The 15,315-nt window shown below is 64.7% G+C and carries 14 protein-coding genes; 11 read left to right on the plus strand and 3 right to left on the minus strand.

Going from position 1 to position 15,315, the window contains the following annotated elements:
- Position 1: 1 nt before the first annotated feature.
- The 11 genes from GTH33_RS07480 (at position 2) to GTH33_RS07530 (ending at position 10,041) form a co-directional block, all read left to right on the plus strand.
- Positions 2–718, plus strand: a complete 717-nt coding sequence (locus GTH33_RS07480) for a flagellar hook assembly protein FlgD (protein WP_163957879.1) — start codon at positions 2–4, stop codon at positions 716–718.
- A 39-nt stretch (positions 719–757) separates the two neighbouring features.
- Complete coding sequence (locus GTH33_RS07485) at positions 758–2,026, plus strand: flagellar hook protein FlgE (protein WP_163957880.1); 1,269 nt, start codon at positions 758–760, stop codon at positions 2,024–2,026.
- 26 nt (positions 2,027–2,052) lie between these two features.
- On the plus strand, positions 2,053–2,805 hold the full coding sequence (gene flgF / locus GTH33_RS07490; protein ID WP_163957881.1) for a flagellar basal-body rod protein FlgF: 753 nt from the start codon (positions 2,053–2,055) through the stop codon (positions 2,803–2,805).
- Positions 2,806–2,817: 12 nt separating this feature from the next.
- A complete protein-coding gene (gene flgG / locus GTH33_RS07495) occupies positions 2,818–3,606 on the plus strand; it encodes a flagellar basal-body rod protein FlgG (RefSeq protein ID WP_163957882.1) in 789 nt (262 codons plus the stop codon).
- Between the two features lies 1 nt (position 3,607).
- Positions 3,608–4,345, plus strand: a complete 738-nt coding sequence (locus GTH33_RS07500) for a flagellar basal body L-ring protein FlgH (RefSeq protein WP_163957883.1) — start codon at positions 3,608–3,610, stop codon at positions 4,343–4,345.
- Positions 4,346–4,381: 36 nt separating this feature from the next.
- Entirely contained in the window at positions 4,382–5,479 is a 1,098-nt protein-coding gene (locus GTH33_RS07505; protein WP_163957884.1) for a flagellar basal body P-ring protein FlgI, read from the plus strand.
- The gene (locus GTH33_RS07510; protein WP_163957885.1) at positions 5,476–5,796 is read left to right on the plus strand and encodes a rod-binding protein; all 321 of its coding nucleotides are present in this window, start codon (positions 5,476–5,478) and stop codon (positions 5,794–5,796) included. The genes GTH33_RS07505 and GTH33_RS07510 overlap by 4 nt, the downstream gene beginning before the upstream one ends.
- Entirely contained in the window at positions 5,793–7,157 is a 1,365-nt protein-coding gene (gene flgK / locus GTH33_RS07515; RefSeq protein ID WP_163957886.1) for a flagellar hook-associated protein FlgK, read from the plus strand. The genes GTH33_RS07510 and flgK overlap by 4 nt, the downstream gene beginning before the upstream one ends.
- An 8-nt stretch (positions 7,158–7,165) precedes the next feature.
- Positions 7,166–8,080 carry a flagellin N-terminal helical domain-containing protein gene (locus GTH33_RS07520; RefSeq protein WP_163957887.1) on the plus strand — a complete coding sequence of 305 codons (915 nt, stop codon included), beginning with the start codon at positions 7,166–7,168 and terminating at the stop codon, positions 8,078–8,080.
- A 172-nt stretch (positions 8,081–8,252) separates the two neighbouring features.
- Positions 8,253–9,116 carry a flagellar motor stator protein MotA gene (motA, locus tag GTH33_RS07525; protein WP_163959722.1) on the plus strand — a complete coding sequence of 288 codons (864 nt, stop codon included), beginning with the start codon at positions 8,253–8,255 and terminating at the stop codon, positions 9,114–9,116.
- Positions 9,117–9,135: 19 nt separating this feature from the next.
- The gene (locus GTH33_RS07530; RefSeq protein ID WP_163957888.1) at positions 9,136–10,041 is read left to right on the plus strand and encodes a flagellar motor protein MotB; all 906 of its coding nucleotides are present in this window, start codon (positions 9,136–9,138) and stop codon (positions 10,039–10,041) included.
- A gap of 104 nt (positions 10,042–10,145) precedes the next feature.
- On the opposite strand, the gene GTH33_RS07535 is transcribed toward GTH33_RS07530, so the two are convergent.
- The 3 genes from GTH33_RS07535 to GTH33_RS07545 form a co-directional block, all read right to left on the minus strand.
- Entirely contained in the window at positions 10,146–10,640 is a 495-nt protein-coding gene (locus tag GTH33_RS07535; protein WP_163957889.1) for a Ros/MucR family transcriptional regulator, read from the minus strand.
- 283 nt (positions 10,641–10,923) lie between these two features.
- Positions 10,924–12,177: an aspartyl/asparaginyl beta-hydroxylase domain-containing protein gene (locus GTH33_RS07540; RefSeq protein ID WP_243848400.1), complete on the minus strand. Its 1,254-nt coding sequence runs from the start codon at positions 12,175–12,177 to the stop codon at positions 10,924–10,926.
- 95 nt (positions 12,178–12,272) lie between these two features.
- The gene (locus GTH33_RS07545; protein ID WP_163957890.1) at positions 12,273–15,263 is read right to left on the minus strand and encodes a TonB-dependent receptor domain-containing protein; all 2,991 of its coding nucleotides are present in this window, start codon (positions 15,261–15,263) and stop codon (positions 12,273–12,275) included.
- Positions 15,264–15,315: the final 52 nt, after the last annotated feature.

The following is a 15,315-nucleotide window of genomic DNA, read 5'->3' on the forward strand; positions in this document are numbered from 1 at the left end:
CATGGTGACGACTGCTTCCGCCTTCGACAACACGCTGAGCCAGCTCGGCATCAAGCGTTCGACGCCGACCACCGCGAACACGACCGCCAGCGGCGCTTCCACGGCGACTGGCAAGACCAAGACGACGCTCGACCAGTCCGATTTCCTGACGCTGCTGACGACGCAGCTGAAGAATCAGGACCCGTTTGCGCCGATGGACAACACCCAGATGGTCGCCCAGATGGCGCAATTCTCGTCCGTCGCGGGCATCAGCGAGATGAACAAGACGCTGAGCGGCGTCGCGACCAAATTGGGCTCGACCACCGCCAGCGATGCGATGAGCTATGTCGGCAAGACGGTGCTGACCGAAGGGTCGACCGCCTATCCCAAGTCGACCGGCGGCATCGACGGCGCGGTCGAGCTCGACGACGCCGCGACCTCGGTCACCGTCTCGATCGCCGATGGGAAGGGCGGCACGCTGCGCTCGCTCCAGCTCGGCGCGCAGAAGAAGGGGACCGCCACCTTCGACTGGGACGGCAAGGACGGCGCCGGCAACGATGTCGGCTCGGGTCCCTTCACCATTACCACCTTCGCCACCAGCGGCGACAAGACGGTCACCAGCCGCACGCTCGTCTGGGCGCCGGTCGAATCCGTGTCGCTGCCCTCCAGCGGCGCACCCAAGCTCAAGGTCGTCGGGATCGGTGATGTCGATCCGTCGGACGTCCGCTCCGCCACCTGATCCCGATCCAACGACAATTGCATTCCAAGGAGTAATCCGATGTCCTTCTACACCTCGCTCTCCGGTCTCCAGGCTTCGCAGACCGACATGAACACCATTTCGCACAACCTCGCCAACGTCTCGACGACGGGCTTCAAGAAGAGCCGCGTCGAATTTTCCGACGTCATCGCCTCCAGCGTGTCGACCGATCCGCGCAAGATGGTCGGTTCCGGCGTCGTGGTGAAGGCAACGACGCAGCAGTTCAAGGAGGGCAACCTTCAGGGAACCACCAACGCGCTCGACCTCGCCGTGATGGGCGAAGGCTTCTTCACCGTGAAGACCACGGGCGCCAGTGATTCCATCGCCTATACCCGCAACGGTGCGTTCTCGGTCGATTCGAGCCGCAACGTCGTCGATGGCCAGGGCAGCTTCCTGATGGTCTATCCGGTCGACGGCGATGGCAACGTCACCGCGACGGGTGAGGACGGGCTCACCAACCTGCAGCTGCAACAGACCAGCGGCACGCCGGAAGCGACGAAGGATGTCGCCACCTCGATCAACGTGTCGGGCACCTCGACGGTCAAGACGACGAAGTTCGATCGTACCGACACGACGACCTACAACAATTCGGTCGCGACGCGCATCTACGATGCCAACGGCAATCCGATGACGATGACCAGCTATTACGTCCGCACCAAGGTGCCAGACGCGACCGCCGGCACCGAGAGCACGTGGGAGGTCCACACCTACATCGGCGACAAGCCGCTGGAAGTGGGTGGCAGCACCGATCCGGTCGAGATCACCTTCGGCAGCACCGGGGCGATCACCAAGCCGCTGACACCGATCAAATACGACAAGTTCATCCCGCTTTCGGGCGCCGCGGAACAGCAGATCTCGCTCAACCTCGCCAATTCGACGCAGCTGTCGTCGGCGTTCGCGGTCAACAGCAAGAGCCAGGACGGCGTCGCCGTCGGCCAGCTGTCGGGCGTGACGGTCAATTCGGAAGGCCTGATCCAGGCGAGCTTCTCGAATGGCGACATCGTACCGCTGGGCAAGGTGGCGCTGGCCAAGTTCTCAACGCCGACGGGCCTCAGGCAGATCGGCAACAGCTATTGGTCGGCGACCGGCCTGTCGGGATCGGCGACGATGGGGTCGGCGAGCGCGGACGGCTTCGGTTCGCTGATGTCGGGCCAGATCGAGGGATCGAACGTCGACATCACCGAAGAGCTGGTCAACCTGATCGCGGCGCAGCGCAACTTCCAGGCGAATTCGAAGGCGCTCGATACCGCGAACCAGGTCTCGCAGACCATCATCCAGATCCGCAACTAAGCGACAGCGGAGCGCGGGAGCCCTAAATGGACAAGTTGGTCTACACGGCGGCGACAGGCCTGCGTGCGCACATGCAGGCGCAGGCGGCGATCGCCAACAATATGGCGAACGCGTCCACCACCGGCTTCCGCGCCGACCGCGTGATCTTCGACCGGATCGAGCTGAAGGGCGGTGGCACACAGCTGGAAGCGCGGATGCCGACCAGCGAAGAGGTGACCGACGCCGATCGCGCGCCGGGGGCGATCCAGTCGACCGGACGCGCGCTGGACGTCGCGATCACCGGCAACAGCGACTGGCTGGCGGTGCAGGCGGGCGACGGCAGCGAAGCCTATACGCGTCGCGGCGACCTAGACGTTGCGGCATCGGGCGTGCTCCAGACCGGCGACGGCTTCATCGTCCAGGGTCAGTCGGGCCCGATCACGGTGCCGCCGCACGACAGCCTGTCGATCGCAGCCGATGGCACGATCACCATCGTGCCGCAGGGAGGCGACCCCAAGAACCCGCAGGTGCTCGACCGGCTGAAGCTGGTCGATACCAAAGGGTCGGTGACGCTGAAGGGCATGGACAATCTGTTGCGCGTGAAGGGCGGCGGCACGCTGCCGGCCAATCTGGACGCCAAGGTACAGGGCGGGGCGCTGGAAGGCTCCAACGTCAACATGACGCAGGCGCTGGTCGACATGATCGAGAACCAGCGCAATTACGAGGTTCAGGCCAATTTGATGAAATCGGCCAAGGATATGGACGAGAGCAGCACATCCGTGATGCGTCTCCCGAGTTAAGGAACAGACACGATGTCCTCTTCCGCCATGCATATCGCGCGTACCGGGCTCGACGCCCAGGATACGCGCATGCGGGTCATCTCGAACAACCTCGCCAACGTCAACACGACGGGGTTCAAGCGGGATCGTGCCGCATTCGAGACGTTGGCCTATCAGACGATCACCGCGCCCGGCGCGCAGTCGACCGCGGAAACCAAATACGCGACCGGCCTGAACCTTGGCACCGGTGTGAAGGTCCAGGGCACCGCCCGCATCGACACGCAAGGGTCGCTGACGCAGACGGGCAACAGCTTCGACCTGGCGCTGGACGGCGATGGTTATTTCCAGGTGCAGCTGCCCGGCGGCGAGCTGGGCTACACCCGCGCCGGCAATTTCAACCGCAGCCCGGAAGGCCTGCTGGTAACGTCGGAAGGCTATCAGGTGATGCCCGGCATCACCGTGCCGACCAACGCGACGCAGGTGACGATCGGCACCGACGGCACCGTCACCGCGCAGGTGCCGGGCCAGACCGAAGGCACCAACATCGGCCAGATCCAGGTGGCGAGCTTCGCCAACCCGACGGGGCTGCAATCGACCGGCGACAATTACCTGAAGGAAACCGCATCGTCGGGCGCCGCCAACCTCGGCATCGCCGGCGAGGACGGTCGCGGCCGGGTGCGTCAGGGCAATCTGGAGGCATCCAACGTCAACGTCGTCGAGGAACTCGTCGACATGATCGAGACGCAGCGCGCCTATGAGGTCAATTCCAAGATGATCTCTTCCTCCGACGAAATGCTCAAATACGTGAATCAGAACCTGTAAGATGGCATCCGCACCCAATCCTTTTCGCCCCGGCGCGTTCATCGCCGGTCATTGGGCCGAGATCGCGCTGGCCGCAGCATCGGGCCTGCTCGTCCTTGCCGCGCTCGTGCCGGGGCAGGCGGACGCCAGCATCTTCGGCAAGAAGACGCCGCCGGAAGACTTCACCGTCGTGCGTGCGCCAATCGCGCCGCCGCCCGTGCCCGCCAACGGTTCGATCTTTCAGGCGAGCGATGGCTATGCCGCGCTGTACGAGGGCTGGCGCGCGCGCCGGGTCGGCGATCCGCTGACGATCGTGCTGGTCGAGCGCACCGCGGCGTCGAAATCGTCGAGTTCGAAGCTGGATTCGAAGGGTCAGGGCAATATTACGCTGCCGACCACCGGCGCGCTCAACCTGTTCAGCCCTACCGATGCGACGCTGAGCGGCGGTCGCGGCTTCAACGGGCAGGGACAGGCGGATCAGGCCAATTCGCTGTCGGGCGAGGTGTCCGTCACCGTCGCCGAGGTCTATCCCAACGGCACGATGCTGGTGCAGGGGCAGAAGCGCGTCACGCTGAACCGCGGCGACGAATTCGTCCGGATCAAGGGGATCGTCCGCACCGCCGACGTCGGCGCCGACAACCGCGTATTGTCGACCCGGGTCGCCGATGCGCAGATCGCCTACACCGGCAAGGGCGACGTCGCCCGTGCCGGACGGCAGGGCTGGCTCAGCCGGTTCTTCTCCGTCGTCTCGCCATTTTGACGCTCCGTTAACCATCTGATGCGCAGGCTGTCCGTCATGTTCCGCTGTCTTCTCGCTTCGCTGATCGCGACCCTGTGCACTGCCGCGCCCGCATCGGCGGACCGGATCAAGGACCTGGGCGGTTTCCAGGGCATCCGTTCGAACCAGCTGACCGGTTACGGCGTCGTCGTGGGCCTGCCCGGCACCGGCGACGACAACCTCGAATATACGGTGCAGTCGCTGAAGGCCGTCGCCTCGCGCTTCGGCCTGCAGCTGCCGCCGGGCGCCAATCCGGGGATGAAGAACGCCGCAGTCGTGCTCATCACCGCCGAACTGCCGCCCTTCGCCAAACCCGGCCAGCGGCTCGACATCACCGTCGCCTCGATGGGCAAGGCGAAGTCCTTGCGCGGCGGCAGCCTGGTGCTGACCCCGCTGCTCGGTGCCGACAACCAGATCTATGCGATGGCGCAGGGCAATCTTGCCGTCGGCGGCCTGGGTGCGGAGGGCGCGGACGGGTCGAAGATCGTCGTCAACGTACCGTCCACCGGCCGCATTCCCGAAGGAGCCACCGTCGAGCGCGCCGTGGCCACGGGCTTCGATTCCGCGCCGATGCTGACCTTTAACCTCGCCCGGTCCGATTTCACAACCGCGCAGAACGTCGCGCAGGCGATCAACGCCAAGCTCGGTTTCGGCACCGCGCAGGCGGTCGACGGCGTGTCGGTCGCGGTGCGCGCGCCGCCCGGAGCGGATACGCGCGCGACGCTGATGTCGACGATCGAGAACCTCGATGTGACCTCTGCCGAGCCGTCGGCAAAAGTAATTGTAAATGCGCGCACCGGAACGGTCGTTATCAATTCTGCGGTCAGGGTAGGTCCTGCCGCGGTGACGCACGGCAAGCTGACCGTGCGCATCGACGAGAACCAGCGGATCAGCCAGCCGGCACCGTTCAGCCAGGGCCAGACCGCGTTGGAGCGCAAGTCCAACGTGTCGGTCGAAGAGGAGAAGAAGCCGATGTTCCTGCTCGCTCCCGGCCCCAAGCTGGCGGATGTGGTGAAGGCCGTGAACGCCATCGGTGCGTCCCCTGCCGATCTCGTCGCGATCCTGGAGGCGCTGAAGGAAGCCGGCGCGCTGCGTGCCGAACTGATCGTCCTGTGAGTATCGCACCCGTTTCGACCGTCGGCGGCATTTCGACCGACACGTCCCGCCTAAAGAGCGCCGACAACCTCAAGAAGGCGGGGCAGCAGTTCGAGGCGGTGTTCACCGGCATGATGCTGAAGAGCATGCGGCAGGCGAAGCTTGCCGACCCGCTGTTCGATTCGAAGGCGCTCGACACCTTTACCGAGATGCAGGATGCGCGCGTCGCACAGAGCATGTCGGAGACGACGCCGCTCGGCATCGGCAAGGCGATGACCGACTTTCTCAGCAAATCGCAAGCCGATCTTAACGAGTCCAAGGCAGACCCGCCGCAATGAGCGACATGCTGTCGATCGGCGCGTCAGGCGTCCGCGCGTACCAGACCGCGCTAGCGACCGTTGGCGAGAACATCGCCAACGTGGGCACGGTGGGCTATGCCCGACGCGCGGTGACGCTGAACGAGGTCGCCGGCGGCAGCGGTTCGGTGAATGGCTATGGCGCCGGCAACGGCGTGTATCTGTCGGGGGTCAATCGATCGACCGACGTCTATTCGGCAACGGCGCTCCGGGCCACGACCAGCGACCTGACCCGCACCACCAAGGGTGCGGAATGGCTCGATCGCATCCAGAATGCGCTGACCGGCAACCAGCTGACGACACGTGTCACCTCATTCTTCGGATCGGCGCAGGCGCTTGCCGCCGAACCCGATTCGACCGCATTGCGCACCGGCATGCTGAGTGCCGCATCGTCGGCCGCGCTGGCGTTCAGGACGACCGGTCAGGCGTTCGACCAGGTCGATGCCGATTTGCAGACGGCGGGGACCCAGGCGGCGCAGACCCTGACGTCGCTGGGCAATTCCCTGACCAAGGTCAACGAGGGGCTGAGCCGCTCGCAACCGGGCAGCACCGCCGCTGCGCAGCTGATGGACCAGCGTGACACGATCCTGTCGCAGATGAGCGAACTGGTCGATGTCGACGTCAAGATGGACCCGATCGGGCGCGCGACGGTGAAGCTCGGCGGGGCGGAGGGGCCTGCGTTCGTACAGGGCGCGATGACCGGCACGGTCAGCTATACGCGCAACGAGAACGGCACCGCCGCCTTTGCCGTCACGATGCGCAACACCACCACCGAAATCACGCCGAACGGCGGTACGCTCGCCGGCATCGCCGACGGTGCCCAGCGCGTATCCGCCATTCGCCAGTCGCTGAACGCGGTGGCCGAAAGCTTCGTCGCCGCGGTAAATGACAATCAGCGCGCGGGCGCCGATCAAAAGGGGGCGGCCGGCATCAACCTGTTCGTGGCCGGCGATTCCGCGACCGACATCACGATTTCCGACAAGTTCACCGATGGCAGCAAGATCGCCGCAGCGACCGGTGCATCCGGCACGAAACCTGCGGGCGGGGTGCGTGATGCGAGCAATCTCGCCGCGCTGGAAGCGACCCGCAATTCGCTCCGCTTCGAAGCGTCGCTGACGACGCTCGTCACCGACAATGCGACCGCCTACAAACAGAAGAACACGATCGCCGATGCGCAGGCTGCGATCCGCGATGGGGCGGCGACCGCCCTGTCCGCGTCGACGGGCGTCAACCTCGATTCGGAAGCGGTCGACCTGATCCGCTTTCAGCAGGCCTATGCGGCATCCAGCCGCGTGATCCAGATCGCGCGCGAGACGATGCAGTCCATTCTCGACATCCGGTAGGACGCGCGATGCAGATTTCCACCAACCTGTTCTACAGCAATGCATCGAACCGCCTGTCCAAGATGGGCGAGCGCGCATCCGAATTGCAGACCCAGATCGCAACCGGCAAGAAGATCATCAAGCCGTCCGACGACCCCGCCGCATCGCAACAGATCGCGGAACTGGACCGCAAGGATGCCGATGCCGTAGTCTATGGCGCCAACATGACGCTGGCCGGGTCGCTGCTCAATCAGGCCGACAGCGTGCTGGGCCAGATCGCCACGCAGCTCAATCGCGCGACCGAGCTTACGGTGCAGGCGGCAACGGGAACGCAGACCGATGCGACGCGCAAGGTCATCGGCACCGAATTGAAATCGATCGTCGAATCGCTGGTGGCGCTGGCCAATTCGAAGAACGTCCGCGGCCAGCCGTTGTTTGGCAACGCCGCCGGCGGCGCGGCGGTGGCCACCGCGACGGACGCCAGCGGCAATACCAGCTTCACCTTCGCCGCCGCGACGCCGGCGGTATCGGAAGTGCCGATCGCCGATGGCCAGAGCGTGCAGGCGACCGAGAGCGCCGAGCGCATTTTCGATATCGGCAACAAGGACAATACGCTGGCGATGCTCACGCGTCTGGCCGCCGCGCTGACGGCGGGCGGCGACGTGTCCGCCGTGACGTCGGCATCGCTCGATGGTCTGAACGCGGCGACCGAGAAGGTCGCCGACGTGCAGGCATCGGTCGGTGCGCGCGGTGCGCGCGTCGACCTGCAGCAGCAATTGCTGACCACTGCCAATACCGATCGTGCCGACCTGCGCGGCAAGCTGGAACAGGTCGACATCACCGATGCCGTCGTCCAGCTTCAGCAGATGATGACGGCGCTGTCCGCGACGCAGGCCAGCTTCAGCAAGCTCTCCGGCCTGTCGCTGTTCGATTACCTGAAGTAACGGGCGTTTCGTCCGCGGCGTGCCGTCGCGAGAGCGGCCATCGAACGGCGCCGCCTGCACGATCCCTTCCGGTAGCAAAACCTTCGCGCCTGGTAACCACTTGTCTAGGAAATGCGGTTAACCCTGTGCCATCGGGTTTGCCGGCATGCCGGCGCAAACGGGGTATCCCACAGTGTTTCCTGCCATCGGTCTCGTCGTCCTTCTCGTCATGGTGTTCGGCGGCTTCGCCATCACCGGTGGTGCGCTCGGCCCCGTCATGGAGGCGATCCCGCACGAGATGCTCATCATCGGCGGCGCGGCCGCGGGCGCACTCATCATTGGCAATTCGGGCACCGAGCTGAAGGCGATGGGCGGCGGCCTTGCCAAGGTGTTCAAGGGCCCCAAGTACAAGAAGCAGGATTATCTCGACGTCATCTTCCTCGTCAGCAAGCTGATGAAGATGTTGCGCATGGATGGCCCGATCGCGCTGGAACCGCATGTCGAGGATCCCAAGTCCTCCGCCGTCTTCAGCGAATATCCGCGCCTGCTCGCCGATCACACGCTCGTCGCGCTGATCGCCGATACGCTGCGGCTGGTCGTCGTGTCGTCCGGAACGCTCGACGTGCATGCGGTCGAGGAGGTGATGGATCATTCGATCAAGACCCACCATCATGAGGTGGAGGGGCCGCACACCACGCTCACCAGCCTGGCCGATTCGCTGCCCGCGCTGGGCATCGTCGCGGCGGTGCTCGGCATCGTGAAGACGATGGGGTCGATCGACAAGCCGCCATCGGTGCTCGGCGGGATGATCGGATCGGCGCTGGTCGGCACCTTCATGGGCGTGCTGCTGGCCTATGGCATCGTATCGCCGCTGGCCGGCCGGCTGAAGCAGGTGATCGATGCCGATGCCGCCATCTACGACGTCGTCAAGCAGATCATCATCGCCTCGCTGCATGGCCACCCGCAGCCGCTGGTGATCGAGGCGGCACGCTCCGGCATCGCGCACAAGAACCAGCCCGGCTTTGCCGAGGTGTTCGATGGCCTGCGTGGCAAGTAAGCGCGGGGAGAATTGAGCCATGGCCCGCGCTGCTCCTCACGGCACCAACCAGCCGCCCAAGATCGTCATCGTCAAGAAGATCATCGACGGTGGCCATGGCGGCCATCACGGTGGTGCGTGGAAGGTCGCCTACGCCGATTTCGTGACGGCGATGATGGCGTTCTTCCTGCTGCTCTGGCTGCTCGGGGCCACGACCGAGAAGCAGCGCAAGGGCATCGCCGATTATTTCGCGCCGACGTTGCTCGACAAGAAGATCATCGGGCTCGGCGGCAGCGGCCCGCTGGGTGGCGAATCGATCATGAGCAACAACAAGCTGGGACCGAAGGCGGCGGCGGCGGCGGTCGCCTCGATCGGCATACCCATGGAGGCGAAGGGCGGCGAGAGGAGCGGCACCGGCGACAAGGGATCGCTGCGCAATCCCGCCGCGATGCAGGTCGACAATCTGGCGTTCAAGGCGATCAAGGATCAGCTGGAAAAGCAGATCAAGGGATCGGCGCGACTGGCGAAGCTCGCCAGCCACGTCCGCTTCGTGCCGACGCAGGACGGGCTGCGCATCGACCTGGTCGACGACGCCGATTATTCCATGTTCGCGCTCGGCACGACCGCGCTCGATGCCAAGGCGTCGGAACTCATCGGCATGATCGCGGGCACGATCGCCGGTACGCCGAACACGATCATGATCCGCGGGCATACCGACAGCCTGCCGTATGGCGATCCGCGAGCGATGAACAACTGGATGCTATCGTCCGGTCGGGCAGAGGCGACGCGGCGCCGGCTGGCATCGGGCGGTATTCCCGAAGCGCGATTCGAACGGATCGAGGGCGTTGCCGACCGCGAGCCGATCATCACCGCCGATCCCGGTGATCCCCGCAACCGCCGGGTGGCGATCACCCTGCTTTATCGCAAGGGCCTGTTCGGCTCGTAACCGTCGACACACGACGGTCTGCGCGAACGCCGGGTGGGGATTGTCGTCACCATCCGCGTTGGCCTGGCCTCGCAGCCTGCCCGAGCGGCAGGCTGCGAGATTGCTCAGGCGTCCGCCGTATCCGCAGACTTGCGCGTGCGACGCGTAGCGGCGGCGCCATCGTCGGTCTTGCGCGCGCCGGGCTTGCGGCCCAGGCCGATCTTCTTCGCCATCGCCCGACGGCTTTCCGAATAGCTTTCGGCGACCATGGGATAATCGACCTTGAGGCCGTAGCGTTCGCGATATTCCGCCGGCGTCATGCCATGGGTCGCCAGATGGCGCCGCAAGGTCTTGTAGGGCTTGCCGTCGATCATCGAAATGATGTGATCTTTGGACGCCAGCGATTTGCGGGCCGATACTGCCGGCGTATATTCGGCGGCTGGCGGCGTTTCCGTAGAGGAACCGGTCGTGCCAAGCAGCGCCGACACGGTGTCATGCATCTTGCCGAGGAACGCTGGAACCTCGTCAGCGGAAGTGCGGGTGTTGGGATTGGCGAGCCAAGCAATCGTCAATTCGGTTGCAAGTTCGACAGCATTCAGGTCGGACGTTTCATCAGTCATAGTTTGCTCCTTTGACCGAGGACCGCCGTACGCCGACGCTTCTATGCGTCAACCCTGCGAATTCATAAACTTGCGTATCGGCTCCTGTAAAAACGAGGTATTCGACCACTGCCGTCGGATACGGAGATCATTGCAAGGAACCGATGCATGTTGTCGTTCACGATGATCGACATGTTCACGACGATCGGGCTGCCGCTGCGCTCAGACAGGCACATCACGCGATCGATGGTCCGGCAGATGTTCTTGCCGGCACGGTGATCGCCATCGCGATGAGGGCGTCGGATCAGGAGGCCATCATCTCACGACCGGTCACGTGGAAGATCTCTTTCAACGCGGCTTGTTCATCGGTCGATAGGTGCGGGTTCCAGACGTCGAAGATGAGGACGATGCGGGGATGATCGCTGTCGTTCCAGGCTTCGTGTTCGATCGTATCGTCGAAAGCGAAGGCTTCGCCCTCGCGCCATGACCGCGTTTCGCCACCGACGCGAAAGCGACAGTCGGGCGGCACGACCAGCGGCAGGTGGATGATCGCGCGGCTGTTCGTAACGCCGGTATGGGCGGGGATGTGGGCGTGGGGCCGGAGGATGGAGAAGAAGGCTGTCGGTGCCTTGCCCGGCACATCGTTCTGCGGAACGGCGGCGAGTGCGGCCGTCGTTTCCGGGCAACGCGAGCATATGGCATCGTTGCGAATGCCGTATTCCCATAGGAAGCAGGCGCTCCAGTCGAAATTGTTGTCGAGCCCCGACCAGATGTTGCGCGGGGTTCCGGCGTCCTGCCGTACGTAGGGGCGGACGGATCCTGCATCGTTCTGCAACAGCGCGAGGGCTTCCGCGCGAATGGCGGGAACGCGCGCCTCCAAAGCTGCGAACCATGGAAAATGCGCACGATCGAAGAATTCGTCGGCAGGCAAGAACGGGACGTGAACGCCGGCGCATTGATTGGCGTAGATCGCGCGGCGCCCCAGCATGTGATCGATGCATGCCGCCATGCGCCGCGACGTCGCACCACCGAGCGCGGCATCGATCGCCTGGCCGAGGTCGGCGGTATGTCGGGCGAGGAAGGCTTTGCCACGAACGAGCGCGTCTTCGATCATCGGCGCGCGTTCGACCATCCCGCTCGCCATCTGGACGACGGCCGCCCACCCCTGTGCGGCGGCGGCGTCGCGTCCGCAGCGCTGGTGTAGTTCGGCCATGCGCAATTGTGCCGTGAAGTTCAGCCTGTCGATGGAAAGGGCCCGCTCCAGCGCCTGCGCCTCTGCCGCGTCCTGCCCCAGCAAGCGGTGGACGGTGGCCTGGTTGATCCACAGGACAGGTTGTCCGGGATCGCCATCGGCGGCGGCGCCGAATAGCGCCAAGGCCCGCGGCAGGTCCTCGTCGGCCAGTGCACGCATGCCGCGCGCGTTGAGCACATGCGGATGATCCGGGGCGAGCGCGAGTGCGTCGTCGAGCAACGTGCGCTCGCCTGCTGTATCGCCACGTTGGCGTGCGGTCATCGCCTGAGCCATCAAGGTACGGGCGGGGGGCGGCAGATCGGTCATGGGGTGTCGCGGCCTTAGAATGACATCGAGCATATACGAAAAAGGGGCAGCCCGCGAGAGCTGCCCCTTTCAAGGGTCCGGTCAGGCGGCGACGCTTAGAAGCGCAGCTTGCCCGAGACGGTGAACAGGCGACCCAGCACGTCGTACGTCGACGGATAGGTGTTGCCGCTGTTGTAGGCGGTCGATCCGATCGATGCACCCACCAGCGGCGGCTGCTTGTCGAGCAGGTTGCGGACGCCAGCCGTGAACGTCAGGTTGTCGTTCACTTCGACCTGCACGTTGAGGTCGAAGTAATCGTACGCGCCGATGCGGTTGAAATTGTAGGTGCCGCCGGCGAGCGGGGTCGGACCCGTAACCGTACCACTGAACAGCGGGGTCGAGATCAGGCGAGCGGCAGCGTCGGGTGCCAGCGCTTCGTACTGAACCTTGCCGATGTGGCGCCACAGCAGCGAGAGCGTGCCGGGGCCGAAGCTCAGGCTGGTGCGCTGGTTCCACTGGAACTCCGGCTGGATCGATTCACAGCTGCTGCTGTAATAGCCGACGCAGTCGCGGTCATACGCGGTTTCCGATGCACGGAAATAGCGATGAGCGGTCCAGGTGCCCTGGAAGCTGAGGTTCAGGCCGACATCACCGAACTCACGCGTGTAGTTGGCGTTGAGGTCGATGCCATCGGTGCGCAGACGACCACGGTTGGTCAGCGGCTGGGGCAGACCCGCAACCGTGGCGCTGGAACCGCTGAGGCGGCCCGTCGTGGTGCTGCGACGGATGCTGGTGCATGCCGCCGACGCAGCCTGCGCCGCCGTGATCGAGGCCGGGCTGGTGCCGAAGCACTGCGCCAGGATGTCACCCGGAGTGGCGGAGGTGATCGCGTCCTTCACCTTGATGTTGAAGTAGTCGACCGCGATGCTGAGGCCCGGCACGATACCGCGCGGCTGGATCACGACGCCGAAGGTATAGGTGTCCGCCTTTTCCGGACGAATGTTGGGGTTGCCACCACCCGTGACGTTCGGCTGGCCCGAGGCGGGCTCGAGAATGCCGGTCGTGCTGTTGATGGCGCTCAGCGGTGCACCCTGCGCCAGACAGGCAGCACGCAGGTTGGCGATGTTGCGCACGTTGACGCCGACGCAGGGGTCAAGACCCGGCGGCAGGCTGTCGAGCGACGTCGACACAGGCGTGAACAGTTCCGAGATGTTCGGCGCGCGAACGGCGCGCTGATAGTTGCCGCGGAACTTGATTTCCTGAACCGGTTCGAAGCTGCCGCCGAACTTGTAGGTGGTCGCGTTGAACTTGGGATTGTTCGTCGCCTGCACCTTGTAGTCCGAATAGCGGACGCCCGCTTCGAGGGTCAGCGAGTGGAAGAACGGCCGATCGGCGACAAGCGGCGCGATGATTTCGCCGAACGCCTCGCGAACGTCGTATCCGCCCGAGAACGGCGTCACGGCACCACCGGCACCGCCCAGCTCGCCCGGAACCAGCGCATAGGCATCCGGGATACGGTTGTAGCTGTACTTGCGATATTCGCCACCGGCCGCGAACGCGATCGGCTCGTTGGCGAACGGCGAGGTCGTGCCGAAGTCGCCGTTGAAGACGCCACGGAACTGCGACAGCGCCGTGTTGATCGCGATGGAGCTTTCGCCGCTGAGGAAGGCCGCCTGATCAGCGCTGATCGAGCCCGCCGCGCCGAACAGGTTGAGCGGGACGCAGCCGTTGGTCGTGACCGTGCACGTCGTGGTGTTGTTCGCATTCAGCGCCTGCTGAACGCGGCTGCGCAGCACATAGCCGGTCTGCGACTGGTCGAGGTTGCTTTCGCCATAGGCGCCCGACACGTCCAGCTTGACGTGATCGGAGAAGCGCAGACGCAGGCCCGCCTTATAGTCGAAGATCGTCGTCGTGTAGGTCGAGACGCGCGGCCCGAGTTCGACCGACCGACGATATACTTCCGGCAGCGGGATTGCGGTGTTGGTGTTGCAGGCGGCGCCAAGTGCAATGCCGTTGAGCGTGCAGAGCTGGTCGCGGATACCGGCCGGCAGATACGGGTTGGAACCCGGGATCGTCAGCGCTTCGCCAAAGATGCCCGACGGTGCGATGATCGACCGGATGGTGTTCTTCGAGAACAGGCCGCGGGTGTAGACTTCGAGGTTGTCGTTCACCTCGTAGTTCGCCTGGGCGTAGATGTTGTAGCGCTTGAACGGCGTCTGGAAGATATTGTACGGGCTGAAGTTGAAGCCGTTGTAGAAGGGCACCAGCGCAGTGCCGGCCGAGTTGACCTGAAGGTCCTGGCCCGCGATGGCGATGCGCGTCGGCGTCGAGGTGGGCGACGCACCGGCGGCGACACCGCTGGCACCGTTGATGCTGAACACCGAGACGTCGCGCTTGCCCTGATACAGGGGATCGGCTTCCTGATAGCCAAGGCTTAGGGTCGCGTTACCGCGGCCGTCATCGAAGTTGGCGCCGACCGTCAGGTCCGCGCGGAAGTAGTTCGAATCGCCCTTCTCGGTGATCTGCTGGCTGGCCGTCGCCTCCATGCCGGCGAAGTTCTTCTTGGTGATGAAGTTCGCCACGCCCGACACCGCGTCCGCACCATAAGTGGTGGAGGCGCCGCCGGTCAGCACGTCGACGCGCTGGACCAATGCGGTCGGGATATTGTTGAGGTCGACGGTGCCGCCGGCCGCTGCCGGAACGATCCGATCGCCGTCGAGCAGCACGAGGTTGCGCTGCGAACCGAGGTTGCGCAGGTTGATCGTCGCAAAGCCGCCGGTGCCGTTGTTGACGGCCGAGCCGATGCCCGGAACCGCGCCCGGCAGTTCGCGGATGATCTGTTCGACGTTGTTGACGTTGCGCAGCGTCAGCTCGTTCTCGGACACCACGTTGACCGGGCTGGACGAGACGAGGTTGGGGTTGCTGATCAGCGTACCCGTGACGACGATGTCCTGACCCTCTTCCGCAGGCGCGGATGCGTTGGGGGTCGATTGCTGTTGCGTTTCCTGCGTGGCAGGCGCGGTCTGCGCGAGCGTCGGCGTGGCGACCATGGCGGCGCCGACGAACAACGTCGTGTTGAGCAGACGAATACGGGTGCGTGACGTCATATAGTTTGGAACCCCTTTTTGCCGTCGATGTCGCCGGCGATCTCGACCGGAA

It is taken from the genome of Sphingomonas insulae, from assembly GCF_010450875.1.
GTDB lineage: Bacteria > Pseudomonadota > Alphaproteobacteria > Sphingomonadales > Sphingomonadaceae > Sphingomonas > Sphingomonas insulae.

What these genes read in the sequence shown, in the direction of transcription:
- GTH33_RS07480 (WP_163957879.1), top strand. Translation starts at nt 2, where the DNA reads ATGGTGACGACTGCTTCCGCCTTCGACAACACGCTGAGCCAGCTCGGC.
- GTH33_RS07485 (WP_163957880.1), top strand. Translation starts at nt 758, where the DNA reads ATGTCCTTCTACACCTCGCTCTCCGGTCTCCAGGCTTCGCAGACCGAC.
- flgF (WP_163957881.1), top strand. Translation starts at nt 2,053, where the DNA reads ATGGACAAGTTGGTCTACACGGCGGCGACAGGCCTGCGTGCGCACATG.
- flgG (WP_163957882.1), top strand. Translation starts at nt 2,818, where the DNA reads ATGTCCTCTTCCGCCATGCATATCGCGCGTACCGGGCTCGACGCCCAG.
- GTH33_RS07500 (WP_163957883.1), top strand. Translation starts at nt 3,608, where the DNA reads ATGGCATCCGCACCCAATCCTTTTCGCCCCGGCGCGTTCATCGCCGGT.
- GTH33_RS07505 (WP_163957884.1), top strand. Translation starts at nt 4,382, where the DNA reads ATGTTCCGCTGTCTTCTCGCTTCGCTGATCGCGACCCTGTGCACTGCC.
- flgK (WP_163957886.1), top strand. Translation starts at nt 5,793, where the DNA reads ATGAGCGACATGCTGTCGATCGGCGCGTCAGGCGTCCGCGCGTACCAG.
- GTH33_RS07520 (WP_163957887.1), top strand. Translation starts at nt 7,166, where the DNA reads ATGCAGATTTCCACCAACCTGTTCTACAGCAATGCATCGAACCGCCTG.
- GTH33_RS07530 (WP_163957888.1), top strand. Translation starts at nt 9,136, where the DNA reads ATGGCCCGCGCTGCTCCTCACGGCACCAACCAGCCGCCCAAGATCGTC.
- GTH33_RS07535 (WP_163957889.1), bottom strand. Translation starts at nt 10,640, where the DNA reads ATGACTGATGAAACGTCCGACCTGAATGCTGTCGAACTTGCAACCGAA.
- GTH33_RS07540 (WP_243848400.1), bottom strand. Translation starts at nt 12,177, where the DNA reads ATGACCGATCTGCCGCCCCCCGCCCGTACCTTGATGGCTCAGGCGATG.
- GTH33_RS07545 (WP_163957890.1), bottom strand. Translation starts at nt 15,263, where the DNA reads ATGACGTCACGCACCCGTATTCGTCTGCTCAACACGACGTTGTTCGTC.